At 68.8% G+C, this 23,556-nt stretch carries 22 protein-coding genes and 5 pseudogenes; 17 read left to right on the top strand and 10 right to left on the bottom strand.

Annotation, left to right across the window (positions count from 1 at the left end):
• Positions 1-13 precede the first annotated feature (13 nt).
• Positions 14-694 (top strand): DUF4191 domain-containing protein, encoded by a 681-nt coding sequence (locus RVR_RS08345; RefSeq protein ID WP_202233245.1) that lies wholly within the window; start codon positions 14-16, stop codon positions 692-694.
• Positions 695-814: 120 nt separating this feature from the next.
• On the opposite strand, the gene RVR_RS08350 is transcribed toward RVR_RS08345, so the two are convergent.
• On the bottom strand, positions 815-1,282 hold the full coding sequence (locus RVR_RS08350) for an RDD family protein (RefSeq protein ID WP_202233246.1): 468 nt from the start codon (positions 1,280-1,282) through the stop codon (positions 815-817).
• Between the two features lie 253 nt (positions 1,283-1,535).
• Between RVR_RS08350 and glnA the strand changes: the two genes are divergently transcribed.
• The gene (gene glnA / locus RVR_RS08355) at positions 1,536-2,945 is read left to right on the top strand and encodes a type I glutamate--ammonia ligase (RefSeq protein WP_202233247.1); all 1,410 of its coding nucleotides are present in this window, start codon (positions 1,536-1,538) and stop codon (positions 2,943-2,945) included.
• Positions 2,946-3,087: 142 nt separating this feature from the next.
• Here glnA and RVR_RS38865 read toward each other — a convergent pair whose 3' ends face one another.
• The 3 genes and pseudogenes from RVR_RS38865 to RVR_RS08365 form a co-directional block, all read right to left on the bottom strand.
• Complete coding sequence (locus tag RVR_RS38865; RefSeq protein WP_346731441.1) at positions 3,088-3,762, bottom strand: tyrosine-type recombinase/integrase; 675 nt, start codon at positions 3,760-3,762, stop codon at positions 3,088-3,090.
• Between the two features lie 189 nt (positions 3,763-3,951).
• Positions 3,952-4,335: pseudogene (locus tag RVR_RS38870) on the bottom strand (tyrosine-type recombinase/integrase); the annotation flags it as partial.
• 54 nt (positions 4,336-4,389) lie between these two features.
• Entirely contained in the window at positions 4,390-4,608 is a 219-nt protein-coding gene (locus RVR_RS08365; protein ID WP_202233248.1) for a helix-turn-helix transcriptional regulator, read from the bottom strand.
• Positions 4,609-5,247: 639 nt separating this feature from the next.
• On the opposite strand from RVR_RS08365, the pseudogene RVR_RS08370 reads away from it, so the two are divergent.
• Positions 5,248-5,566, top strand: a pseudogene (locus RVR_RS08370) (hypothetical protein); the annotation flags it as partial.
• A gap of 189 nt (positions 5,567-5,755) precedes the next feature.
• On the opposite strand, the pseudogene RVR_RS08375 reads toward RVR_RS08370, so the two are convergent.
• A pseudogene (locus tag RVR_RS08375) lies at positions 5,756-6,078 on the bottom strand (transposase); the annotation flags it as partial.
• A gap of 46 nt (positions 6,079-6,124) precedes the next feature.
• Between RVR_RS08375 and RVR_RS08380 the strand changes: the two are divergent.
• Together RVR_RS08380 and RVR_RS08385 are read left to right on the top strand one after the other, a co-directional pair.
• Complete coding sequence (locus RVR_RS08380) at positions 6,125-6,892, top strand: transposase (RefSeq protein ID WP_202233249.1); 768 nt, start codon at positions 6,125-6,127, stop codon at positions 6,890-6,892.
• 141 nt (positions 6,893-7,033) lie between these two features.
• Positions 7,034-7,930: an IS982 family transposase gene (locus RVR_RS08385; RefSeq protein ID WP_202233250.1), complete on the top strand. Its 897-nt coding sequence runs from the start codon at positions 7,034-7,036 to the stop codon at positions 7,928-7,930.
• Here RVR_RS08385 and RVR_RS08390 read toward each other — a convergent pair.
• Genes RVR_RS08390 through RVR_RS08400 form a run of 3 tightly spaced genes read right to left on the bottom strand, consistent with a single transcriptional unit; the run spans position 7,899 to position 10,068 of the window.
• On the bottom strand, positions 7,899-8,534 hold the full coding sequence (locus tag RVR_RS08390; RefSeq protein ID WP_272933138.1) for an IS5 family transposase: 636 nt from the start codon (positions 8,532-8,534) through the stop codon (positions 7,899-7,901). The two genes, RVR_RS08385 and RVR_RS08390, sit on opposite strands and share 32 nt — an antisense overlap.
• Positions 8,531-9,391: an NmrA family NAD(P)-binding protein gene (locus RVR_RS08395; RefSeq protein ID WP_202233252.1), complete on the bottom strand. Its 861-nt coding sequence runs from the start codon at positions 9,389-9,391 to the stop codon at positions 8,531-8,533. The genes RVR_RS08390 and RVR_RS08395 overlap by 4 nt, the downstream gene beginning before the upstream one ends.
• 53 nt (positions 9,392-9,444) lie before the next feature.
• Positions 9,445-10,068: a TetR/AcrR family transcriptional regulator gene (locus tag RVR_RS08400; protein WP_237404637.1), complete on the bottom strand. Its 624-nt coding sequence runs from the start codon at positions 10,066-10,068 to the stop codon at positions 9,445-9,447.
• Positions 10,069-10,442: 374 nt separating this feature from the next.
• On the opposite strand from RVR_RS08400, the pseudogene RVR_RS37415 reads away from it, so the two are divergent.
• Both RVR_RS37415 and RVR_RS37420 read left to right on the top strand, forming a co-directional pair.
• Positions 10,443-11,138: pseudogene (locus RVR_RS37415) on the top strand (transposase); the annotation flags it as partial.
• A gap of 82 nt (positions 11,139-11,220) precedes the next feature.
• Positions 11,221-11,469, top strand: a complete 249-nt coding sequence (locus RVR_RS37420; protein ID WP_237405483.1) for a transposase family protein — start codon at positions 11,221-11,223, stop codon at positions 11,467-11,469.
• Between the two features lie 90 nt (positions 11,470-11,559).
• On the opposite strand, the gene RVR_RS08410 is transcribed toward RVR_RS37420, so the two are convergent.
• Entirely contained in the window at positions 11,560-11,787 is a 228-nt protein-coding gene (locus RVR_RS08410; protein WP_202233253.1) for a DUF397 domain-containing protein, read from the bottom strand.
• A complete protein-coding gene (locus RVR_RS08415; RefSeq protein ID WP_202233254.1) occupies positions 11,784-12,656 on the bottom strand; it encodes a helix-turn-helix domain-containing protein in 873 nt (290 codons plus the stop codon). Before RVR_RS08415 ends, RVR_RS08410 begins: the two co-directional genes overlap by 4 nt.
• 222 nt (positions 12,657-12,878) lie before the next feature.
• Here RVR_RS08415 and RVR_RS08420 point away from each other — a divergent pair, with 222 nt between their 5' ends.
• The 10 genes and pseudogenes from RVR_RS08420 to RVR_RS39080 all read left to right on the top strand — a co-directional run.
• Positions 12,879-13,367, top strand: coding sequence for an ATP-binding protein (locus tag RVR_RS08420; RefSeq protein WP_237404638.1), 489 nt, complete (start codon positions 12,879-12,881; stop codon positions 13,365-13,367).
• Positions 13,364-13,804: a DUF6302 family protein gene (locus RVR_RS08425; RefSeq protein ID WP_202233255.1), complete on the top strand. Its 441-nt coding sequence runs from the start codon at positions 13,364-13,366 to the stop codon at positions 13,802-13,804. The genes RVR_RS08420 and RVR_RS08425 overlap by 4 nt, the downstream gene beginning before the upstream one ends.
• 32 nt (positions 13,805-13,836) lie before the next feature.
• Positions 13,837-14,025, top strand: a complete 189-nt coding sequence (locus RVR_RS08430) for a DUF5999 family protein (protein ID WP_202233256.1) — start codon at positions 13,837-13,839, stop codon at positions 14,023-14,025.
• On the top strand, positions 14,022-14,741 hold the full coding sequence (locus RVR_RS08435) for a hypothetical protein (protein ID WP_202233257.1): 720 nt from the start codon (positions 14,022-14,024) through the stop codon (positions 14,739-14,741). Before RVR_RS08430 ends, RVR_RS08435 begins: the two co-directional genes overlap by 4 nt.
• Positions 14,742-15,050: 309 nt before the next feature.
• On the top strand, positions 15,051-15,221 hold the full coding sequence (locus RVR_RS08440; protein WP_202233258.1) for an FxLD family lanthipeptide: 171 nt from the start codon (positions 15,051-15,053) through the stop codon (positions 15,219-15,221).
• A 79-nt stretch (positions 15,222-15,300) separates the two neighbouring features.
• Entirely contained in the window at positions 15,301-18,390 is a 3,090-nt protein-coding gene (locus RVR_RS08445) for a lantibiotic dehydratase (RefSeq protein ID WP_237404639.1), read from the top strand.
• The gene (locus RVR_RS08450; protein ID WP_202233259.1) at positions 18,387-19,655 is read left to right on the top strand and encodes a lanthionine synthetase C family protein; all 1,269 of its coding nucleotides are present in this window, start codon (positions 18,387-18,389) and stop codon (positions 19,653-19,655) included. Before RVR_RS08445 ends, RVR_RS08450 begins: the two co-directional genes overlap by 4 nt.
• Before the next feature lie 23 nt (positions 19,656-19,678).
• Positions 19,679-21,745, top strand: a complete 2,067-nt coding sequence (gene fxlM, locus RVR_RS08455; protein WP_202233260.1) for a methyltransferase, FxLD system — start codon at positions 19,679-19,681, stop codon at positions 21,743-21,745.
• A gap of 85 nt (positions 21,746-21,830) precedes the next feature.
• Entirely contained in the window at positions 21,831-22,973 is a 1,143-nt protein-coding gene (locus tag RVR_RS08460) for a hypothetical protein (RefSeq protein ID WP_202233261.1), read from the top strand.
• Between the two features lie 178 nt (positions 22,974-23,151).
• Positions 23,152-23,337, top strand: a pseudogene (locus RVR_RS39080) (helix-turn-helix domain-containing protein); the annotation flags it as partial.
• Positions 23,338-23,556: the final 219 nt, after the last annotated feature.

Consider the following 23,556-nt stretch of genomic DNA (forward strand, 5'->3'; position numbering starts at 1 on the left):
TATCCTTTGCCCCATGGCGAGGAAGGAAACATCCGAGAGCAGTTCTGGGCGGCTGGCACAGATCGTCCAGACATACAAGATGACCAGGCAGGCCGACTCTAAGATCGGTCTTGTCCTTGCGGCGGTGGGAATCGTCACCTTCGGTGTCATCCTCGCCCTCGGCTTCTTGATCAACCACCCCATCTACGCGGGCATCCTGGGCTTCCTGGTGGCCCTGCTGGCGACCGCCGTGATCTTCGGCCGCCGCGCCGAGCGGGCCGCCTTCGGGCAGCTCGACGGCAAGCCGGGCGCGGCCGCCGCCGTGCTCCAGAACGTGCGGGGCTGGACCGTCACCCCCGCGGTGGCGATGAACAAGAGCCAGGACGTCGTGCACCGCGCGGTCGGCAAGGCCGGCATCGTGCTGGTGGGCGAGGGCAACCCGAACCGGGTGAAGGGCCTGCTGGCCGCCGAGAAGAAGAAGGTCTCCCGGGTCGTCTTCGACGTTCCGGTGCACGACTACATCGTCGGCGACGACGAGGGCCAACTGCCGCTGAAGAAGATCCGTACGACGCTGCTGCGGCTGCCTCGGACGCTGAGCGGTCCGAAGACCACCGAGGTGAACGACCGGCTGCGGGCGCTCGGGGACCTGATGAGCAACATGCCGATCCCGAAGGGCCCGATGCCCAAGGGCATGCGGATGCCGCGCGGGCGCTGAGCGCCGGGGCCGCGGCGGGGCACGCCAGGGCGCCCACCGAAGCGGAGCACCGAAGGGGTGCCGGGGAGACCCCCGGCACCCCTTCGCGCCTTCCACCACGGCGCAGGAGAGCTTCCGCGGTCAGATCCGGACCTGGACCGCCTTGGCCGCCTTGTCGTGCAGGCCCCGGGTGTCGCGGTCCCAGACCAGCGCGGGGATGACGAGCAGCAGCAGCACCGTACGGATCACGGCGGCGAGCGGGCTGAGCCGGCGGCCGTCGAGGCCGATCACCCGCAGCCGGAAGATCATCTTCCCCGGGGTGCCGCCGACCAGCGCCAGACCGATCAGGCTGACCACGCCGAAGACGGCGAGCGCCCAGTTGTTCGCGGAGTGCACGTCACGGTGCGCGATCAGACCGTATGCGATCACCACGCACAGCACCCAGTCGACGAAGATCGCCGCGACCCGGCGGCCGATGGACGCGACGGAGCCCGGTCCGTCCTCGGGCAGGCCCAGCCGCTCACCGCGGTAGCCGAACTCCACGCCCATCTGTTCCGCGGTCGCCCGGGGCCCGGAGAGCCACGAACCCACTACTTCCCTGTTGTCCACGGCATCCACGGTAACCCCGGGCCGCCGGCGCCCACCGAGCGGGCAGGGTGCGCCGTACGCCGCCGCCCTTGCGGGCACTGGGCGGCGGGCCATCGGGGGCGATTTGGGGACATCGCGGTTAACCTCTGCGAAACAAATGAGTCATGCTGGAGAAATCCCTGATCCCTATCGTCAGGGCAGCGTGGGTCACCGCACTGGCCGCGCTTCTCGATCGCCGACCCCGACCCGCGGGGCCGGGCCTAGGAGGAGTTGGATGTTCCAGAACGCCGACGACGTCAACAAGTTCATCAAGGACGAGGACGTCAAGTTCGTCGACGTCCGGTTCTGCGACCTGCCCGGCGTGATGCAGCACTTCACGGTCCCGGTCTCGACGTTCGACCCGACCGAGGAACTGGCCTTCGACGGCTCCTCGATCCGCGGGTTCCAGGCGATCCACGAGTCCGACATGGCCCTCCGGGCGGACCTGTCGACCGCGCGCGTCGACCCGTTCCGGCGGGACAAGACGCTGAACATCAACTTCTTCATCCACGACCCGATCACCGGCGAGCAGTACAGCCGCGACCCGCGGAACGTGGCGAAGAAGGCCGAGGCGTACCTCGCCTCCACCGGCATCGCCGACACCGCGTACTTCGGCCCCGAGGCCGAGTTCTACGTGTTCGACAGCGCGCGCTTCCAGACCTCCGCGAACGAGTCCTTCTACCACATCGACTCCGAGGCCGCCGCGTGGAACACCGGCGCCGTCGAGGACAACCGCGGCTACAAGGTCCGCTACAAGGGCGGCTACTTCCCCGCCCCGCCGGTCGACCACTTCGCCGACCTGCGCGCCGAGATCTCCCTCGAACTCGAGGGCGCCGGCCTCCAGGTGGAGCGCCAGCACCACGAGGTCGGCACCGCCGGCCAGGCGGAGATCAACTACCGGTTCAACACGCTGCTCGCCGCCGCCGACGACCTGATGCTGTTCAAGTACATCGTCAAGAACGTGGCGTGGCGCAACAACAAGACCGCGACCTTCATGCCCAAGCCGATCTTCGGCGACAACGGCTCCGGTATGCACGTCCACCAGTCGCTGTGGCAGGGCGGCTCCCCGCTCTTCTACGACGAGCAGGGCTACGCGGGCCTGTCCGACACCGCCCGCTTCTACATCGGCGGCATCCTCAAGCACGCGCCCTCGCTGCTCGCCTTCACCAACCCGACGGTGAACTCCTACCACCGCCTGGTGCCGGGCTTCGAGGCGCCGGTGAACCTGGTGTACTCCCAGCGCAACCGCTCCGCCGCGATGCGCATCCCGATCACCGGGTCGAACCCGAAGGCCAAGCGCGTCGAGTTCCGGGCCCCGGACCCGTCGTCCAACCCCTACCTGGCGTTCTCCGCGCTGCTCCTGGCGGGCCTGGACGGCGTGAAGAACAAGATCGAGCCGGCCGAGCCGATCGACAAGGACCTCTACGAGCTGGCTCCCGAGGAGCACGCGAGCGTCCCGCAGGTCCCGACCTCCCTGCCCGCCGTCCTCGACGCCCTTGAGGCGGACAACGAGTACCTCCAGGCCGGCGGGGTCTTCACCTCCGACCTGATCGAGACCTGGATCGACTACAAGCGCACGAACGAGATCGCCCCGCTCCAGTTGCGCCCGCACCCGCACGAGTTCGAGCTGTACTTCGACATCTAAGAGGCGAATGCCGTCGCTCCCTGCCTGACCTGCTCCTTAGCGGGTCGGACAGGGAGCGACGGCGTCTCTGGGATTTCTCTGGGACTTTGGGCCTGCTACGGGCTACCGGCCACGCTCCACAGCCAGTGCGGATCGGCCGCGGCTATGCGAAGATCGCATCGATGGCGGCGGTGCCACGTGCGCCGGCGCGTGGCAGGAAGTGGGAGTACTTCCGCAACGTGAACCCGGGGTAGGAGTGCCCCAGCCAGCGCGCCAGGGAGACGACCGACTCTCCGGCCTCCAGTTCCTCGGAGGCGTAGAAGTGTCGCAGGGCGTGGAATCCGTGCTCCCGTGACGGCTCCCACACGCGAGTCCCGTTGGCGCCGCCCTTGTCCAGTGGGGCGATCACACCTGCCTTGGCCAGAGCGGGCTTCCACACGTAGGAGTTGAAGTAGTTCCGGTTGATGGCCTTCCGCTCGCGCCCCGCCACCAAGAGTCGGTAGGTCCTCGGCCGCCGGTGCTTTGCCTCCACCGATGTCTGGGCCGGAGTCGGGTCATCCCAGGGCAGCGTGACCGGCACCGGCGCGAACTGCTCCATGTGCTGCCGGATGGACCGGGCCACGCTGGCCGGCAATGGGACGTCCCGGACCTTGCGTCCCTTCGGGAGCGCAAAACACAGCTTCGCCCGCACCACTTTGACCTGACGCCGGACATGGACGACTTCCTTCTCGAAGTCGATGTCGTCGGCCGAGAGGCCGAGCGCCTCTCCTTGGCGGAGCCCGAGTCCTGCTCCGATCACGAGGAGGATCCGGTAGCGATCCGCCAGTGCCTCCCGCACCGCCAGGACCCTTTCGGGCGGCCACGCCTCAACCCTGCCGGGTGGGGCGGCCGGAGGAACAACCGTGCTGGAGCGGCATGGGTTTCGTCCGAGACGACGGTCCTCGACAGCGGCTTGGAGGACGCTGGAGAGTGTCGCCCAGACGAGACGGATCGAGGTCGGACCGATGTCCTTTTCCAGCCGCTTCTTCCAGTGCCGCAGGACTTCCGTGCCGATGGCTTTCAGCGGCTGCGCACCCAGGTGGGGAAGGATGTGTCGGCGTATCCTGTGCTCGATCGCCTCGATCGTGGACGGGTCACCGCTCTGGGTGGGCCACCAGTGGGTGGCAATGTAGTCCTTGAGGGAGATGCCGCCATCGCGTGGATCGACGAACTCCCCTCGGCGTGCGTCGGTCTGGGCCTGGGCTAGCCAGGTCTTGGCATCCTGGAGGGCGTCGAAGGAACGGTCCTTGACTCCGGGAATTCCTTTGACTCGGTAGCGGGTACACTTGCCGTAAAGCGCGGTTCTCTCCCGCTTTCCGGTTTCCTTGCTAGGACGCTTCTTCAGCCAGCGATCCTCTATGTAGCCAGCTATCTTCTCTACCTTTCTCTATGGATCCTCGCTCGCCGCGAGTATCACCCAGTGGACTCAGTTGAACCCCTTGTCATGGCGTTCCAGAGGACTCAGAGTGATGTTCGACCGGGAGTCTGACACCTCCTGCTCGTTCAGCCAACCTTCCAGGGCGGAACGCCGGTACACGACCCTTCCACGGGGGCCAAGCCGAAAGCTGGGCGGTCCGATTCTTCTATGCCGCCAGACGTACAGAGTGCTTTCCGATATTCCCAAGTAGGTTGCAGCGTCTCTCACAGTGAGAAGGGCCGGAACGACATGCGTTTCAACTGTCCGGGGCTGACTATGGATACGAGGCAAGCCGGTCGTCCTTTCGGGTTCACATGTTGTCTGGCTCGCAGGGCCACCGAGGGCCCTACATGCTCAGGGGTTGGACAGAGCGCATCGGATGCACCCCTGCCCCCTCCGGACCCACCGCCAAGCAACCGGTGGGGGACGACAACTATGATCCTCAGAAAACGCGTTTTGCCTGACGGCACTTTCTGCGCTATAAGGCTTGTCACGGCGAACCACCATGGCGTGACGTCACACCTCAGCAGCGAGGATCCTTACGAAGAGGGGATCGCCGACGCGCCCACCCGGCTTCACGACACCACCCCGCCAGACCACACCGCAGACGATCCAACCGATTTGCTTCCTTTCGCAACGAGAGAATGTACAGCTTGACATAGATGCATGGAATGGATCCACCCACCTATCATGAAAAACGTCCGCCCTTGGCGAACTTGCGCGGATCGACGCATTGACAGGGAACGTCAATCTACGTTTCCGCCTCTCAATCCCGGTGGCCCAGCTTCGCGTCTGGAAGGATCCGGGGCCCGAGAAATACAACGGCTAACACATTTGGATGGATCGGACCTGGTGACAGTGTCGGACATGTGCGCCGCGCGTTGCGCAGGTTGGGGGGCCTCGCCGTGGATCGTGTCGGATGAGCTGTGGGAGTTGTTGTGCGGGACCCTGTTCGTGCTGCACACCGGCATCCAGTGGGAGCGCCTGCCGCAGGAACTCCCTCGCTCGTCGACCGGGGCTATCCAGGCTCGAAACACCACCTGATTGCCGACGGCCACGGGGCACACCCATCGGCATCATCCTCGCCGACGGTATCCGCGACGACGTTACCCAGCTGCTACCGCTGATCGACGCGATCCCGGCCACCATCCGCCTCGATCCGCCGGTCCCACACAGGACGCCGGACCGGGCGACTGGGGTCAGGACGGGCGGGGGAAGACAGACGCGAGGGACGCTCATCATCGCTGACGCAGCCCGTGCGATCCCGCACACGCTGTGGGCGCTCTCCAGCGAGAACGAGACGGTCACTGAACTGAAGGTTCTCGTTGGGTTCGCTGGCCTGGCCGACGAGACCACCTAGGGCCTGTCTCCTCGATCATGAACGTAGCCAGATGAGGAGGTTAGCGGCGGTGACTGAACCGAGATAGACGTATCCGCGTTTGTCGTAGCGAGTTGCGACAGCTCTGAACTGTTTGATCTTGTCGATCGCGCGCTCGACGGCGTTGCGGGCCTGGTACCTGGTGGGGTCGAAGCCGGGTGGGCGACCGCCGCGTGAACCTCGCCGTAATCGGGCAGACTCGGTGTCGGACTTTTCCGGGATGCTGTGCCGGATTCCGCGGCGACGGAGGTAAGCGCGGATCAGACTGTGCTGTATGCCCTGTCGGCACTGACAGTGTCCGGCAGTCTTCGCGGCCGGCCTAAGGGTTGTCCCGTAACTGCCGTCCGCGGGTGGGATGATCTTGGTGTGGCTGGTGTGCTCACGGCGTCGGAGTCGTCCTGGATAGCCCCGTTCACTGGGCTGAGCCCGCGCGCCTTCGGGAAGCTGGTGACAGTGTTGCGGCGCGAGGGTGCGGACGCGGTCCGCAAGGGTCGGCCGTGGGGCCTTCCGCTGGAGGACCGGGCTCTGCTGGTCGCGGCGTACTGGCGCACGAACCTGACGATGCGGCAGCTCGCCCCGCTGTTCGGGGTGTCGAAGTCTGCGGCGGACCGGATCATCGATCACCTCGGGCCGATGCTCGCGCTCCAGCCCCGCAAGCGGTTCGCGAAGGACGCCGTGCTCATCGTGGACGGCACCCTGGTCCCCACCCGCGACCACACGGTGGCCGAGCCGTCGAAGAACTACCGGTACTCCACCAACCATCAGGTCGTCATCGACGCCGACACCCGCCTGGTCGTCGTGGTCGGCCGGCCGCTCGCCGGAAACCGCAACGACTGCAAGGCATGGGAGGAGTCCGGTGCCAAAGCCGCTGTCGGCAACACGCTGACGATCTCCGACGGCGGCTACCCGGGCACCGGACTCGTCATGCCCCACCGCCGACGCAACGGCGAAGACCTGCCCGAGTGGAAGCAGGCGCACAACACGTCCCACAAGCAGGTCCGCGCCCGCGTCGAGCACGTCTTCGCTCGCATGAAGACCTGGAAGATCCTCCGAGACTGCCGCCTCAAGGGCGACGGCGTCCACCACGCCATGCTCGGCATCGCCCGGATGCACAACCTCGCCCTCGCCGGATAGGCCAGCGAGCCGTACGTCAGCCCGCCCTACCCGAAACGACTCGAAGATCATTTACGGGACGGCCCTTAGACGAGTAGTTCCGATGTCTCGGGATCCGCGGTTTCGGCCCCGGGCAGCAGGAAGGGTGTTCAGCATCGGGTTGTGACGACCGAAAAACTGAACACCCTTCTGACGGCACTGTACGTGCTGGTCGATGATCATCTGCCGAAAACTCGGCGGCTGGGCCGTCCTCCACGCCTGTCCGACGCGGAACTCGTGTGCCTGGCCGTTGCCCAGGTACTGCTCGGCTTCCACTCCGAGGCCCGCTGGATCCGCTTCGCCCACGCCCACCTGCGGCCGATGTTCCCCGGCCTGCCCCAACGCCCGGCCTACAACAAACGCCTCCGCGCAGCCCGACCACACATACAGCAGGCAATCCGCACCCTGGCCCAGCACAGCGACCTGTGGCCCGACCCGGTATGGATCACCGACTCCACCCCCGTGGAGTGCGGCCGCTCCCGCGACACCGCCCGCCGCTCCGCCCTGGCCGGATGGGCCGGCTACGGCTACTGCGCCTCCCACTCCCGCTGGTTTTGGGGACTGCGCCTGCACCTGGTCTGCACACCCGCCGGACTGCCCATCACCTGGGCCCTGGCCACCCCGAAAGTCGACGAGCGAGAGGTCCTGGCCGCACTGATCGAGACCGAACCCGACCTGGCCCACGACCGGCCCGGCCTGCTGATCCTCGCCGACAAGGGCTACGTCTCCGCCGAACTGGACCGCTTCCTGGACCAGTACGGCATCACCCTCCTGCGGCCCTCCTACCGCAACCACCAGCCCCGACCCGGACAAACCCTCCTCAAACCGATCCGGCAACTGATCGAATCGGTCAACGACACCCTCAAGGGCCAACTCGGCCTCGAACAGCACGGCGGCCGCACCATCGAGGGCGCCGCTACCCGGGTCAGCCAGCGGATCCTCGCAATGACCTGCGCAATCTGGCACAACCGCACCACCGGCCAACCCATCACCCACTCACTGATCGCCTACGACCACTGAACAACCCACATCGGAACAACTCATCTAGGTCGAGGCGAGGGACACGGATCTTGTCCATGACGGCCTCGAATTGAGTGCAGTCCGCCCGCTGTCCGGACGTGATGATCAGTGAGAGCGGCCGGCACTTGCCGTCTGCGCTCAGATGGATCTTGGTAGTGAACCCGCCGCGCGAACGCCCGAGTGCTTCGTGCAGCATGCCGGTCTGCGGGTGCCCCTTTTCGCTGCTTGCACAGACCGGCATGGCCGGGGCTCCGGCAGCGTGCTGGTGGGCGCGGATGGAGGTGGGGTCGATGTTGATGTCCCAGTCGATACCGCCTCCGGCGTCGGCGACGGCCTGCACGTGCTGGAGCAGTCGTTCCCAGGTGCCGTCGGCGGACCACAGCATGTGGCGCTTGTGGATGGTCTGCCACGGGCCGTAGCGGGCGGGCAGCTGACGCCATTGGCAACCAGTGCCAAGCCGGTGGATGATCCCGTTGATCACTTGGCGGTGATCTCTCCACCGGCCGCAGCAGCCGGTACTCGTGGGGAGCAGTGGCTCCAGCACGCTCCATTCGTCATCGGTGAGATCCCCCCTGCTGAGAACGCCGTCAGCTCCTCTGTTCAGGCAGCGTCGATGTCTGCTGCGAGCTGGTCGGCCACGGTCCGCGGTTCGCGGCCGAGGAGTTCGCCGAGCAGGGGGCCGACTCCGGCGAAGCGGCCCTCGCGGGCGGCCTGGAAGGTGGTGAGCGTCATCCGGGCCATGGCTTCGGGAGTACCGGCGGCCACCTTGGCTGCAATCCACGCCTCGTCGTCCAGCACGATGCGCTCGACCTCACGGCCGGTGGTCTTCGAGGCCAGGGCGGCGACATCGTCGAAGGTGACGGCCTGGCGGGCAGTGAGGGTGACCGGGCCGCCGAAGGCCCGGCCACCGGTGAGGATGGCCGCCGCGGCTTCGGCGGCATCCGAGCGGTCGGTCCAGGAGACGGGGCCGTCGGCCGGGGCGGTGATGGTGCCGCTCTGCTGCCAGTCGCCCAGCAGCCAGCCCAGGCTGTGGGCGTAGAAGCCGTTGCGCAGCGCGGTCCAGGCGACGCCGGAGTTGGCGAGGCACTGTTCGGTGGCGGCGTGGTCGCGGGCGGGGTGGAAGGGGCTGTCCACTCCAGCGCCCTGGTGGCTGGTGTAGAGGATGCGCCGGGCGCCTGCGGCGACGGCGGCGTCGATGCCGACGCGGTGCAGGGCGACAGCGTCGGCGTGCGGGTCGTTGGAGGACACGAGCAGGACCTGCTCGGCGCCCTCGAAGGAGTGCCGCAGTGCGGCCGGGTCCTCGTAGGAGCCCTTGCGCACCCGCACCCCGCGGTCGGCGAAGTGCCGCGCCTTGGCGGTGTTGCGGACGCTGACCCCGATCTGCTCGGCGGGCATGCGCTTGAGGAGGTGCTCGACGGTGGCGCCGTTGAGCGCGCCGGTCGCACCGGTGATGACGATCATGGGATTCCTTTCATTGCCGCCCGCGTGCTCAACGCACGCGGTGCGGGCTTGGGTCAGCGGCTGCGCAGGAGCGGCAGCAGGATGTCGTCGACCAGGTGCGCGACGAACGGCCCGTCGCACGGCTCGCCCGCGATCATGATGCGGTGCACGATGACGGCCGGGGCGATCTCGGCGAACAGCGCCGGGGCTCCGGGGGCCAGATGTTCCCCGTGCCGGATCGCCTTGCGCAGCGGCTCGTCGGTCATCGCGGCCTCGTCACGGCGCAGGATGCGCCGCATCTCCTCCGCGAGCCGTACATCACTGCGCATGCCGGCGAACAGCGCCCCGAGCAGGCCGATCTCCTGCTCGGCGATCTGCCGGGCCAACCAGGAGACCAGGCTGAGCAGGTTCTCCCGGAGATCGTCCGAGACGGGCTCGGGAGGCGTGGCTTGGGCGCGGTGCTCGACGGCTGCGGCCACGAGCGCGGCCTTATCGCGGTACCGGCGGTAGATCGTGGTCTTCGCTGATCCGGACCGGCTCGCGACCGCCTCCATCGACAGCTGCTCGTAGCCCACCTCGGACAGCAGCGACAGTGTCGCCTCCAAGATGGCCAGGCCGCGGCCGGTGTCGCGCGGCCTCCCCATCGCCGACCGGGCGTCGGCGCCTCGGACCTGCGGGCCACCTGGTTCGCTTCCCACTCCAGTTACCACTTTCGCTACGCTACGGTTGCGTATCGAAAGTAACTCGTAACGCAGCCAGCGGCAACTCGAACCGCTATGGCCGCGTGACAGTGATCGAGGAGACAGGCCCTAGGTCGCGAACCGGCTGCACGGCATGCTCGTCCTAGCTCCATCCGTTATCGGCACGAATGCTGGGCCTGAGGGTTCCGGCATTCGTGCCCAGGTACTCAGGGCCGGCAGGCGGCGGCTGGCCAGTCGCGTTCACACCCGGCAGGCGGTATGGAGTCCGGAGCGGAGCGCCGAACTACGCGACATGAGCTTCGAACGCGCCTGGAATCTGCAGCCAGGCGGATACCGACGGCAGCCAAGAACTCCACGACAGAAGGTGGACCATGTATGGAGCCGACCACCTTCGTCTCCCTAACGAGCTCGTGCATGGTTGGCGGTGGCGCGTCGAGACCTTGATCGTTGATCATGTTCTGGTGGTGGGGAACCGGGCTCGTGCAGCGATCATCCGTAGCCAGCGGATCACAGGGCTGACGCCGGCTGTGATTACCGAACTCGTCGCGAAGATTGGTCCGTTGTGGCACGAGCGCCACCGGACGGTACTCGCTGCGCGTCCTCGGCGCAGGGCCGTGGGCGCCGGGGCCAAGCACAAACTGGTCTTCGTGGACCGGCTGCTGGCCACGCTGGTGCACCTGCGGCACGGCGTCACGCACGACGTGCTGGCCTCCTGGTTCGGCGTTGACCGCTCGACCATTACGCGTGCGATCGGTGAAGTGCGCCCGTTGCTGGCCGAACGCGGCTGCACCGTCGCCACCGGCCAGCGGCTGCGCACCGTCGCCGACGTCATCGACTACCTCGGCGCCGAAGGGCGCACCGGGATCATCGACGGCACCGAGATCCGGGTGCGCCGCCCGGCCGCCGGGCGCAAGGACCGGGAGAAGTTCATCTCCGGGAAGACCAAGCAGAACGCCGTGAAGTCCATGGTCGTCACGGACGCCGAGGGACGGCTGCTGTTCTGCAGCCCGGCCGAGCCGGCCAGCTGCGCAGACATCACACACGCCCGGAAGTTGGGCCTGGTCAAGCTCCTGTCCGACGGCCCTCCAGTGGAGATCTTGGCCGACGCCGGGTACCAGGGGCTGGGGCGCCCAGACGGGCGGTCGTGTGGTGACGCCCCCGCACCGGAAGTTCAAGAAGAACCCGCCCGGGTGGTACGAGGAGATGCACGAACGCCAGCGCAAGGCCCACTCCTCACGGCGCATCCGGGTCGAACACGGGATCGGCCACCTCAAGAACTGGCGATCCCTCGCTCGACACCACGGCCGCCGCGAGCACATGAGCGACATCATCCAAGCCGTCGCCGGGCTGCTCTCCCACCAACAAGCTGCCACGACGGCGAGCCGTACGCGAACGTGAACCCTACGGCCCCTCTGCGGCCTGCGACGCGCCACCGCCAACCATGCACGAGCTCGTTAGGATCATCTCAGGCGGGCCACCCAGGCGCTTCTAGCTGTCGAACTGCCGCGTGTTCACCTTCGCCAGGAACTCGGTGAAGGCTGCCGGGGTGAACAGCAGCGCCGGTCCGTTCGGATCCTTCGAGTCACGGATGGCGATGCCGCGGCGGGTCTGCGCCACCTCGACGCACTGCTCGCCACCGTTGCTGAAGGACGACTTCCGCCACTTGGCGTTGGGCAGGTCCGTCGCGTACAGCTCTATCTTCTGGTTGGGATTCACGCCCCGGTTCCTTCCATGATGTCCTTGATCTTCGCTCGCGAGTCGTCCACGGAGAGCGCTGAAGCCACCACGCGCTCGAAGGCGTTCTCGAACGCCTTCACGTCGTCGGTGCCTTCGACGAAGGATCCGCCGCGGAGGTTCTCCAGGTTGACGACCGTCGGCCACGGCGCCGGGAAGCGGACGACCTCGAAGAGGCCGAGCATCCCGGGGTGCGCCGTGGCGTGTAGGTCCATCACCTGAATCGTGACGTTGGGTAGTTCGGTCATGTCCAGCAGGTGTCGCAACTGGTCCTTCATCAGCGTCGGTTGGGACGCCGACCGTAGGCCGAGGGCCGCCTCGTGGATAACGGCCCACAGCTTGAGCGGCCCTTCCGCCCTGGTGGTGAGGATAGCTTGGCGCGTCTTGCGCACCTCGGCCAGCGCGGTGACCTCGGCGGCCGTCCGCGTGATGGCGGTGGCGGCGATGATCTCGCGCGCGTACGCACCGGTCTGCAGCAGGCCGGGGATGAGGCTCGGGGTGTAGACGTGCACGCTCTCGGCATCGGACTCCAGGGTCAGGTAGTCCGTGTAGCTGAGCGGGACGACATCGCCGTACGTCTGCCACCAGCCCTGCTTGCCGGCGTCCCGGGCAAGGCTCTCCAGCGCGGCGACGGCATCGACATCCTCAACGCCGTACGCCTTGAGGAGCGCTGCGACGTCTCCCGGTGGCATCCGCGCCCTCGCGTTCTCGATCCGGCTGATCTTGCTCTCGTCCCATCCCATCGCGGCGCCGGCCACCTCCCCGCTGAGGGACGCCGCCAAGCGGTAGGCCCGCAGGGCATTTCCAAGGCGCCGGCGGCGGAGGGTCGGAACTGCTCTCACGTTCGGCATCGGGTGTCGGACGCTCCCTTCAGGGTGAGCTAGGGGCATGTGCAGGTGCATTTTGGCACCCCCTGGTGCACAAGTCGACGGACCGCATATGCCAACTTCTGCCAACTCGGGTTCCAAGCTTGCAGATTCGAGGTCCAGAAAGTCAGACTCGACAGGCAAGCCGCGGCAATGACCCACACGTACGGCAGACCGAGAAGTTCACCAAGCTGTGGAGGACTGGGCATGACGACGTACCGAAGCACGGTCGACTCGCCCCTGGTGAACGCATCCCCGGCGCCGACTGTCCCAGCCTCCGAGCACGTCCGCGACGAGATGGTCCTTCGGATACCGGACCGACCTGCTGAAGCGACGCCCGACCACGCTCCGCACGGTCGGTGGGTCGGCCTGCTGCGCCACATCACCGCTGCGAAGGCGCGCCAGTGGGCACTGTCGTCACTGGTCGACGACGCCGCCCTCGTGGTCAGCGAGCTGGTCACCAACGCGATGCGATACGGCGGCGGCGAGTTCGAGTTCCGCCTCACGCTCGCCGAGGGACAGGTCGTCATCGCGGTAACCGACAGCTGCACCCGTCCTCCGAAACTCAGCCTTGTCGGCCCCGACAGCGAGACAGGTCGCGGCCTCCTCATCGTGGCGGCACTTGCCGACATGTGGGGTGTCAGTCCGGACGGTAGGACCACGTGGTGCTCCCTCAGCCCTCGGGGAGAGTCGTGAACGCCGCGGCCGGCATCCTCCCGCGTCTGGTACCCGCCTACCTGGCCTACGACTTCGAGCACTTCGCCCGTCTGCTCGCCGATCCCGAGCTGCTCCGTGGCGCCGTTGGCGTCCGCGTCCACCGGGCGCCGCTTCTGGCGGTGCCCATCGGCGGTACGCGCCTGGGTGGATCGATGTCCATCGACCTGATCGTTCTCGCGGAAAAGGTGCACGATCTCCTGCTGGGCCTGCGGGGCTTTCCGGACCTGCGCGTCCTCCCCTCGCCCTACCGGTCGGGCGGTCAAGTGGTCGAGTGGGGCGCACGGCCGCCGTCCAGCCCCCACGACGACGCGGCGCGAAGCCGGTTCTACGGATACAGCGAGGCAGCCATCGAGCGTCGCGCCGAGCTGGCCGCGCGGCGTTCGTCCTCCACGGTGCCCCAGCGGTCACCTCGTTGATCCTCTGTCTCTTTCCGAAAGGACAAGGCCCCATGTGCCGACACCAGCCGCCCTGCCCCGATGCGCAAGCTCCCGACCGTGAAGCCGCCGCGGTCACGGCGCGCGCCTTCGTCCAGGGCTGGAGCCTGTTGTGCAACGGTGTGCTGATCTTCGAGGACACCGGTGCCCTGCTGCCGACCAGCGAGGTCATCGAACCGCACGCGCGGGCGATCTCGGCATGAGCGGGCCGGAGTGGGCAGTCCCGTACATCGTGATGCGTGATGGTGAAGAGCCCGTGCCGGAGACGATGATCAGCATCCGGTACGGCCGCGGAGGTAAGCCGGTCGGGCTGTGCTACCGGGACGAGATGACCGGGGACAGGGACGACCGTGGCGTGCTGTGGGCGCGCACGTCACAGAACCGGTCGCTCGACAACCGACTCGTGGGGAAGCCGTACTTCGCGAAGATGCACCCTGCACGGCAGCGGGAGACGATGTCGATGCTGCGCTGCCAGGTGTGCCACGCTCCGGCGTCGCGCACCGAGCACGGCTACCTCTTCGTGGCGAGGAAACCCGCCCCCGGAACCGAGGTTGAAGGCATGCTGACCGGCCAGCCCCCGGTGTGCCTGCCACACGCCGTCGCGGCGATCGAGCGGTGCAGCTTCCTCGCCGAGCAGGGCTACGTGCTCCTGCGGTCGAGAGTCCCGCGGTTGTACGGCGTGCTGGCAGCAACGTACGGGATCCGTGACGACCACGCCCTGGCGCCGCTGCCGACGCCGATCGGTCCGAACGGTGAGGATGCCCCCGTCCCCTACACCAGGCGCGACGTCACTCCGTGGTTGCTCGCCTCCCAACTCGTGCGCCGCCTGACCGATGTCACGACCGTCGACATCGACCGCGAACTGGCCGATCACACCGTTACGGCCGGTCCGGTAGAGGCACGAGGAAGGCACGCATGATCCTCGTTTCCTTCGACCGCTCTGACGAGTTGACTGGGCTGCTCCCTGTCGAACTGCGCGCACTGTCTCACGCCGCGTTATCAGCGTCGCGCGGCGCATGCGTGTCGGACACGTCATCAGGGAGCCAGGTTGATGGCGCCCATGCTGACCCTGGCACGACATCGGACCAGCTCGCGTTCCACCTCCAAGATCTTCCCAGCTCGTCCACCGACCTGGGATGGCCAGGGTTGACCCGAGGCGCGCCATAGCAGCGTTCCGGCGGCCAGCTCCGGCAGGCACCACCTGTCCACCACATCAACTGGAGTTGCCATGACGCAAAAGGTCAGCACGAGCATCACCCGGACTGAGGAGCAGCCCCCGTCGGACGGGTTCGACTTGAACGTCTCGCTGCTGGAAGTCTCCGACGCCGCGAGCCTGACCAGCCTGACCGACGACAACTGCGGCAGCACCTGCGGCGCCTGCACGACCAACGTCGCCTGACTCAGCTCTGAACGGCGGTGTCGGCGCGCTGGCTGGCGTGGCGACACCGCCTCCCCATCCCTGGTGCCCGGAGGTACATGTGACACGCCCGTCGTTCCAGGCCAGCGTGACCGCCCTGGTGCGTGCCGTCGCCCGCCCGGCTGTGGCTCAGCTTCCCTGGCCGGACTTCGATGACCGGTCCTTCAAGGCCGAGGAACTGACGGACGTCACCACCGGGCGCCTCACCTGGATCGGCAGCGTCTGGCGCAGCCCGAACATCGTGCAGGCGCTGCGCCATGCCAGCCCGGTCCTCGCCCACGAAACCGAGGCCCTGATCAGGGCCGCTGCCCCATCCCCGCGCGATGTTCGCCGCGTCGGGCTGTCGGTGGCGCGCTATCTGCTGCGCACGCTGCGGCCCACGCCGTTCGGGCTGTTCGCCGGGGTGGCCTCAGCCGCTTTCGGCACCGATCCGCGCGCCCGCTGGGGCGAGGACCACGCGGTCGTGGCCCGCGCCGGGGCGGAGTGGCTGGCGAAGCTGATCGAGCAGTTGGAGAGGAGCGGGGAACTGCTGCCGCTCCTGTCGGTCGTCAGCAACAACACGGCCTTCGAGCGTGACGGGAGCCTCGTTGTTCCCTATCAGGACGATGGCCCGGCCGGTCGCCGCCGCGTTGTCGAGGCATCCGTCGACCTGTCGCCGCCGGTGCGGAGTGTTCTGCGCGCGGCCGGCGCGCCGGTCCGGGTCGGGCAACTGGCCGAGAAGCTGGCGGCCGAGTTCCCGGCCGTGGCGCCCGAGCGCGTCCATGGACTGCTGGCGGGCCTGGTTCGGCGGCGTGTTCTGATCACCAACCTCCACGCGCCGGCTACCGAGACCGACGCACTCCGCCACCTCATCGCGCAGCTCGACGCGGTCGGCGCCGGATCCATCCCCCTCCTCGCGGACACGGTTCGGGAACTTCGCGCTGTCCACGCCGGGCTGGAGCAGGGCGGCACCGCGGAGACGCGGGACGACGTGGCGGCGCGGATGCGAGAAGTGGTGCCGGGGCTTCGCCGTCACCCGCTCGCCCTCGACCTGCGTCTGCAGGCCGACGTGGTACTTCCGGACGTGGTTGCCCGCGAGGTGGAGCGCGCCGCTGCCGTCCTCACCCGGGTCTGTGCCCGCCCGTACGGCACGGAGGCGTGGACCGAGTACCACAGGCGGTTCTACGAGCGGTTCGGTATCGGCACGATGGTGCCGCTGCTGGAGGTCGTCGCGGACAGCGGCGTCGGCTACCCCGACGGGTACCCGGGCGCCGCGGCGGGCGCGCGCCGCCGGCGCCTGTCGCCCCGGGACGACGTCCTGGTCCGGCTCGCCCAAGCCGCGGCACTCGACGGCCGCGACGAGGTCGTGCTGACCGATGAGATCCTGGCCGCCCTGGAGAGGGGACCGCAGGAGCCGCGGGTGCCGGCCCACCTGGAGGTTGGCGTACGGCTGCACGCGGCCAGCCTCGGGGAGGCCAGACGTGGGCAGTTCACCGTGGAGGTCACGAGCGTTTCCCGCGGGGCCGGAGTGTCCACCGGCCGCTTCCTCAACGTCCTGGAGCCAGACCAACGCGAACTGTTACAGGGCGAGTTGGCTGACCTTCCCACCGCCGACGTGGGCACCGTAGCAGCACAGCTTTCCTTCCCCCCGCTGCTGCCCGACACCGCCCACGTCACCCGGACTCCGCGCGTGCTGCCGCTGGTGGTCAGCCTGCAAGAGCACCGGGCCCCCGACTCTGCGGTGCTCACGCCGTCGGATCTGGCGGTGGCCTGCGACGGGCGCCGGATGTACCTGGCTGCTCCCGGCCTCGGGGTACGCATTGAGGCTACCGGGATGCACGCGCTGAACCTCGCCGAGCACACCCCGCCCTTGGCTCGGCTTATCACGGAGGTGGCACGGGCCCAGAGCGCCCAGGTCACGGTTTTCGACTGGGGCGCCGCCGCGGCGATGCCGTTCCTACCGCGCCTGCGGCACGGCCGCATCGTGCTGGCCCCGGCCCGCTGGCGGCTGGAAGCGGACGATTTCCCCGACCGCCGCCGTCCCGGCGGGGAGTGGAGCGCGGCACTGACCGGCTGGTGGGAGCGCAGGCGGCTCCCACAGCACGTACACCTGGTCGAGGACGACCGGCGACTGCCGCTCGACCTCGACCAGGCCGGCCACCGCAGCCTGCTGCGCCAACACCTCGACCGCACCCGAACGGCAGTCCTAGCGGAAGCCGGCTCGCCCGAAGCGAACGGCTGGAGCGGAGGCCGGGCGCACGAGATCGTGGTGCCCCTCAAGGCGGTCCAGCCTCCGGCCTGGCCAGCGCTGCCCACACCGACCACTGCCCGCACGCTGTCCCCGGCCCAGCTCCAGCCGCCGGCGACCTCACCGTTGCTGCTCGCCGCCCTGTACGGCGACCCGCGACGCCAGGATTCGATCCTTTCCCGCCACGTGCCCGACCTGATGCGGCGTCTCGGCTCGCCGCAGTGGTGGTTCATCCGTTTCCGCGACCCCGCCCAGCACCTGCGCCTGCGCATCACGTTGCACGACCCGGACGGCTTCGCCGACACCGCCCGCACCGTCAGCGCGTGGGCGGACGAGCTGCGCTCCGCCGGGCTGCTGTCGGACCTGCGGTACCCCACCTCCTACCGTGAGATGGGCCGGTGGGGCTCCGGCCCGGCCTGGAATGCGGCCGAGGCCGTGTTCAACGCGGACTCCCGAGCCCTGGTGGCACAGCTCGGGCAGCCCGTCCGGCCGGGGCAGCGCTCGCTGGCGGCCGCGCACTTCTTCGCCATCGCCTCCGCGTTCCTCGGCAGCCCGAACGCCGGGGCACGCTGGCTGATCGACCACATCCCCGCCACCGCGCCCGAACAGGTCCCCCGTCCGCAGTTCAAGGAGAGCGTCACGCTGGCGGATCCGAGCGGCGACTGGGCGGCCCTGCGGTCGTCGCCGGGCGGAACGACGATCGTGGACGCCTGGGCCGAGCGCACCGCCGCGCTTGCCGCCTACCGGCCGCACCTGCTGGGGCCGCACACCGAGGGCATCGACGTGGACGACGTGCTGACCTCCCTACTCCACACGCACTTCGTGCGGCACGTCGCTGTGAACTTCCCCGAGGAAGAGCTCTGCCTGTACCTCGCCCGTGCCGCTGCCCTGGCCTTCACCGCCCGCGCCCGGAGACGACCGTGACCGACCGCTCCGCGCACGCCGTGGCGACCGCCGTAGCCAACCGCCTCGCCGACCCAGCTCGGGCGCCGGCGGCGGCCACCGCCAACGCCAGCAGGCAGCATCTCGCCTTCGGTCCGACCGGCATCGCCCTGCTGCACATCGAGCGTGCCGCCGCTGGACTCGGCCCGTGGCAGCGCGCCCACGACTGGCTGGCCGCCGCGACCCGACAGCCCTTCACCAGCGGACCCGACAGCCACCCCTTCTACGGAGCCCCGGCGCTCGCCCACGCCCTGGCCTGCGCCGCCGACCACCTCCCCGGCTCCTACCGGCGCAGCCTCAGCCTGCTGGACCAGCAGATGACCGCAGACACCCGGCGACGGCTGGACGCCGCGCACCGCCGCATCGACACCGGGCAGCTCCCGGCCCTCCGTGAGTTCGACGCCCTTCGGGGACTTGCCGGCTACGGCACCTACCTCCTGCGCCGAGACCCAACCGGCCCGGTGACGCGGGCCATCCTCGACTACTGCGTGCGCCTGACCGAGCCGATTACCCGCGGCATTGAGCACCTGCCGGGCTGGTGGGCACCGACCGGGCCATCCGGCCGACCGGACGGCCAATTCCCCGGCGGGCACGCCAACCACGGCATGGCGCACGGTGTCGGCGCGGTCCTCGCGCTGCTCGCGCTCAGCGCCCGCCGGGGCACCACCGTCACCGGCCACCACCCGGCGATGCGCGCCATCCTCGCCTGGCTGGAGAAGTGGAAGACGACCAGCGGACGCGGCACAGCCTGGCCGTACTGGATCACCCGCGACGAACTGCGCTCCGGCCAGCTCCCAGCGTCCGTGCCCCGGCGACCAAGCTGGTGCTACGGCACCGCGGGACTGGCTCGCGCCCAGCAGCTCGCCGCGCTCGCCCTCGCCGACACCGACCTCCAGAGGGAAGCGGAGGCCGCCTTGCTGAACGCGCTCACCGACCCCGCGCAGCTTCGCGCCACCACGGACAGCGGCCTGTGCCACGGCATCGCAGGTCTGATCCACCTCACCGCCCGCACCGCTGCCGATGCAGCCCCGGCCACCGCCGACCAGTTCCGCGCCATCATCCCCGCCCTTCTCGCCGTGCTGCTCCCTCTAGGAACTGCTCCGGACGAGGCGGCCACCCGGCTCTTGGAGGACGAGGCAGGTGCCGGCCTGCTCGACGGCGCCGCCGGAACTGCGCTCGGACTACTCGCCATCGACAGCTCGGCCCCACCCCACACCGCCTGGGATGCCTGCCTGCTCACCGCCTGAACCGCCGACCGAAGGACACCTCTATGGGCTGGCAACAGCACAACATCACCTTCCCCGACCGGGATACCGCGCGGCTCGCCATCACCGACCGCCTCGCCCCGGCACTGATCGCTGCCGAAGACGACGGGCAGCTCAGCGGCTGGTGGTTCATGAACAAGCAGCCCTGGCCCCTGCGGTACGTCGCCGATCGCCCCTCGCCGACCGTGGGAGCCCTGCTGGACGACCTGGTCGCCGACGGCACCGCGCGGTCCTGCACGCTCGGGATCTACGAGCCGGAGACCGAGGCGTTCGGCGGCGCGGGAGCCATGAGGGCCGCACACAACCTCTTCCACGAGGACAGCCACCACCTCCTCAACTATCGGGATGAACGAGGGCACTTGGGACGCAGTGAGACCGCCGTACTGCTGATGAGCAGTCTGATGCGCGCCGCGAGCCTTGACTGGTTCGAGCAGGGCGACGTGTGGGCGAAGGTCGCCGAACTGCGCCCCGGCACCCTCGCGCCCGAGCGCTCCGCCGCGCTCGTCCCGGCGATGCACACCCTGATGACCACCGAGGCCCACAGCCTGTGCCGCCCGGGTGGTCCGCTCGACGGGCGCGCCGAATGGGTCGCCGCCTTCGAGCGCGCCGGAACCACCCTCGCGTACCTGGCCGCCCACGGTGACCTGACCCGCGGGCTGCGCGCCGTCATCGCGCACCACGTGATTTTCCACCTCAACCGCGCCGGTCTGCCGTCCGACGACCAGCACGCCCTGTCCGACATCGCACGAAAGGCAGTCATGGGAACGAGTGACACCCCCACGTCAGGACCAGAAACAGGCTCCGCGGCCGATAGCGTCAGCGCTGTGAACACCGACACACTCACCGATCCCGAGGCCGACGCCGAACAGCTCCGCACCGCCCTGGTGGACCAGATTCGGACCGACGGCCGCGCCCGCGTCCCTGCGGTCGAAGCGGCCCTGCGTGCCGTCCCGCGGCACCTGTTCGTCCCCAACGCCTCGCTGGCCGACGCCTACGCCAACGCGCCGGTCAACATCAAGTACGACACCAACGGCACGTCGATCTCCTGCGCCTCCCAGCCCCTCGTCGTCGCGCTCATGCTTGACCAACTCGAAGCCCAGTCCGGGGAGCGCATCCTCGAACTCGGCGCCGGGACCGGCTACAACGCCGCCCTGCTCGGTCACCTCGTCGGGCCAACCGGCCACGTCACCACCATCGACGTCGATGACGACCTGGTCGAAGGCACCCGTGCCCACCTCGCCGCCGCCGGCGTCACCAACGTCGAGGCGCTGACCCGCGACGGCGCCCTGGGCCACGCCGAAGGCGGCCCGTACGACCGGATCATCGCCACCGTCGGCGCGCACGGCATCCCCCACGCCTGGCTCGACCAACTCGCCGATGGCGGGCGCCTCGTCACCCCGCAGCGGCTCACCGGCAGCGTGTCGCGCTCCATCGTCTACCAGAAGCGCGAGGGCCGTTGGCTCTCGCTCGGCTCGGAGATGAACACGTTCATGCCGCTGCGCCGGGGCATCGCCGACGACGACCGCCGCGTCGTCCCCCTCAGCGCGGACGGCACCGTACGCCTCCAGGCACCGGCCGGACAGGCCATCGATGCCGACGCCCTTGCCGGTGTCCTGGACCAGCCGCGCGTCGAGGAGTGGAGCGGGATGACGGTCCGCGCCATGGAGAGCCCCGAGTGGATGGAGCTGTTCGTCTCCTGCTCCATGCCCAGCGGCCTGATCCGGATGCTCTTCCCGCAGACCGCCAAAGGCACGGTGCTCACCGCCGACCCCTACCCCTCGGCCACAGCCGCCGTCGAGAAGGGAGCGGTCACCTACCTCGCCCGCCGCCTCTCCGAGCAGAAGACCCCCGAGGGCGACCGGCTCTGGGAGTTCGGCGTCATCGGCCACGGTCCCGGCAGCGACGAGCTGGCCGTCACGGTCGCCGACGCCATCCGCACCTGGGACCGCGACTACCGCAGTCGCGAGGCCGTCTTCGAGATCCTGCCGGTCGACGGCCCCGCGGTCGAGCAGCGGCCTGGTGTCTTCGTCCTCGACACCCCCTTGAACCGCATCCTCGTCACCTGGCAGTAGCCACGGCCGTGGGGTGCTCGCCGGTCGGCGAACACCCCACGCGGCCCCGTATGCTCCGCGTCTTCCTCATCTCCCGGGGAACCTCATGGACCCGCACGGACCCATAGCCCAGCGCTTTCCGCTCATCTCCCGATTCCGGCCTGCCTGCCTGCCCCTCCCTCGGCGCGTTCACAGCCTGGTCGAACTCGCCGACGCCGCAGCCGCCCGGGTGGACCAGGGCCTCGCATCCGCCGTCTACAACCAGGCCGCGCTCCTTGCCTCCGACCTCGGACTGCCGGCCCTCGCCCGGGAGATGTGCTGCCAACACGCCGCTGCCTACCTCCACGTAGTTCCCCTGCCGGGGATGACTGCGATCCGCGCCCTCGAACCCGTCGTGAACCTCGCGCGACTACAGATCCGCGCAGGCAGCAAGGACGACGGTCGACACCACCTGCTCATCCTCTACAACGCGGTCACCACCGGCGCCAGCGCTCAAGTCGAGGGCGTCCACGTGCCGGCCGGCCTCACCTTCAACCACACCGACCGCCACGAGGTGAGGTCTTGGCTGTGGCGCGTCATCCTGGCCGACGGGACCCGCACCCTGACCACGGCCGGCCGCTGGGCAGAGGCTCTGGCGCACATTGAGGAGCACCGAGGAGTCGGGCAGCGTATGCTCGACGGCCGCCAGGTCGCCGTCCTCGCCACGCTCTGCCGAAACCCCACCGACGCCGCCGCGCTCGTCGCCGAGACGACGCCCGGTGACCCCTGGGAGAACGCCGTCACCAGTTGCCTCCACGTGATGTGCGACCGTTCCCTGCACCGGCCCGTCAACTCTCTCCTTGACGCGTTGGTGGACGACTACGTCGAGCAGCAACCCAACCCCGGTGCCGGCACCACCGTCTTCGACACTCGGCTCGACCTCACGATCCTCGACCTTCTCGACCCGCGCCAGGACGAAGCGGCTCACCAGATGACCGAGGAACTGCACCGGCGAACCATCACGACGGCCGACGGCTACGCCGCCCGCGAGTGCCTGGCCACACCCCGCTTCGCATCCCACCTCACACTGGGTCAGGACCGAGCGATCCGCGAACTCGTCCACGCATGCGCATTACAGCGCGGTAGCCTCCCCGAACTTCGGACTGCACAGATCACAAAGGCCCTACGCATCAGCGACGAAGTCATCCGGAAGACCGTCACTGGCCCGCAAGGGCAACCAGGAGCGACGACTACGAAACCTGACGCGTAAAGCCGCATCTGGAAGAGACGATCACCCGGCGCGGAGTCGCCTTGCCCCAGGAAGGCGCACAGTGCGCGCCTGGTGGGGACGTTGTGACGTAGGAGGTGAGTCGGACTGCCTCCACGCGGCGCGACGGCCGAGGACCGCGAGTACCGTTCTGAATGTCTAGGTCAGAACGGAGCCCAGCATGCCGTACCCCGCAGACGCCGCGGGAGGCGTCCCCGGCGACCGACTCAAAGCCGCCCGCCTCCGCCGCGGTCTCACCCAAGAAGCACTCGCCGAACGGGCCGGCCTGAGCCTGGGCGTCATCAAGAAGCTGGAACGTGGCGGAATCGGCCGCCTGGAGACTTACCACGCGCTCGCCCGAGCCCTCCACGTGCGCACCTCCGCGCTCTTCGACTCGCCCGGGCCGCACGAGTCGCGCCGCAACGACGGCGACAACATCGGGCTCATGGCCTTGCGTCAAGCCATCACGCCGCCGATCACCCTGACCGGACGTCTCCGACCACCTGCCAGTGGCGACACCGAGCCCGACGTCGACCAGCTCGCCGCGACAGCCCGCACCGTCGCCGCCGCCTACCACCGGGACGAC

Origin of the sequence: Streptomyces sp. SN-593, from assembly GCF_016756395.1 — a bacterium.
Taxonomy (GTDB): Bacteria; Actinomycetota; Actinomycetes; order Streptomycetales; family Streptomycetaceae; genus Actinacidiphila; species Actinacidiphila reveromycinica.

What these genes read in the sequence shown, in the direction of transcription:
- RVR_RS08440 (WP_202233258.1), top strand. Translation starts at nt 15,051, where the DNA reads ATGACGCAAAAGGTCAGCACGAGCATCACCCGGACTGAGGAGCAGCCC.
- RVR_RS08420 (WP_237404638.1), top strand. Translation starts at nt 12,879, where the DNA reads ATGACGACGTACCGAAGCACGGTCGACTCGCCCCTGGTGAACGCATCC.
- RVR_RS08435 (WP_202233257.1), top strand. Translation starts at nt 14,022, where the DNA reads ATGAGCGGGCCGGAGTGGGCAGTCCCGTACATCGTGATGCGTGATGGT.
- RVR_RS08430 (WP_202233256.1), top strand. Translation starts at nt 13,837, where the DNA reads ATGTGCCGACACCAGCCGCCCTGCCCCGATGCGCAAGCTCCCGACCGT.
- RVR_RS08395 (WP_202233252.1), bottom strand. Translation starts at nt 9,391, where the DNA reads ATGATCGTCATCACCGGTGCGACCGGCGCGCTCAACGGCGCCACCGTC.
- fxlM (WP_202233260.1), top strand. Translation starts at nt 19,679, where the DNA reads ATGGGCTGGCAACAGCACAACATCACCTTCCCCGACCGGGATACCGCG.
- glnA (WP_202233247.1), top strand. Translation starts at nt 1,536, where the DNA reads ATGTTCCAGAACGCCGACGACGTCAACAAGTTCATCAAGGACGAGGAC.
- RVR_RS08345 (WP_202233245.1), top strand. Translation starts at nt 14, where the DNA reads ATGGCGAGGAAGGAAACATCCGAGAGCAGTTCTGGGCGGCTGGCACAG.
- RVR_RS08415 (WP_202233254.1), bottom strand. Translation starts at nt 12,656, where the DNA reads ATGCCGAACGTGAGAGCAGTTCCGACCCTCCGCCGCCGGCGCCTTGGA.
- RVR_RS08460 (WP_202233261.1), top strand. Translation starts at nt 21,831, where the DNA reads ATGGACCCGCACGGACCCATAGCCCAGCGCTTTCCGCTCATCTCCCGA.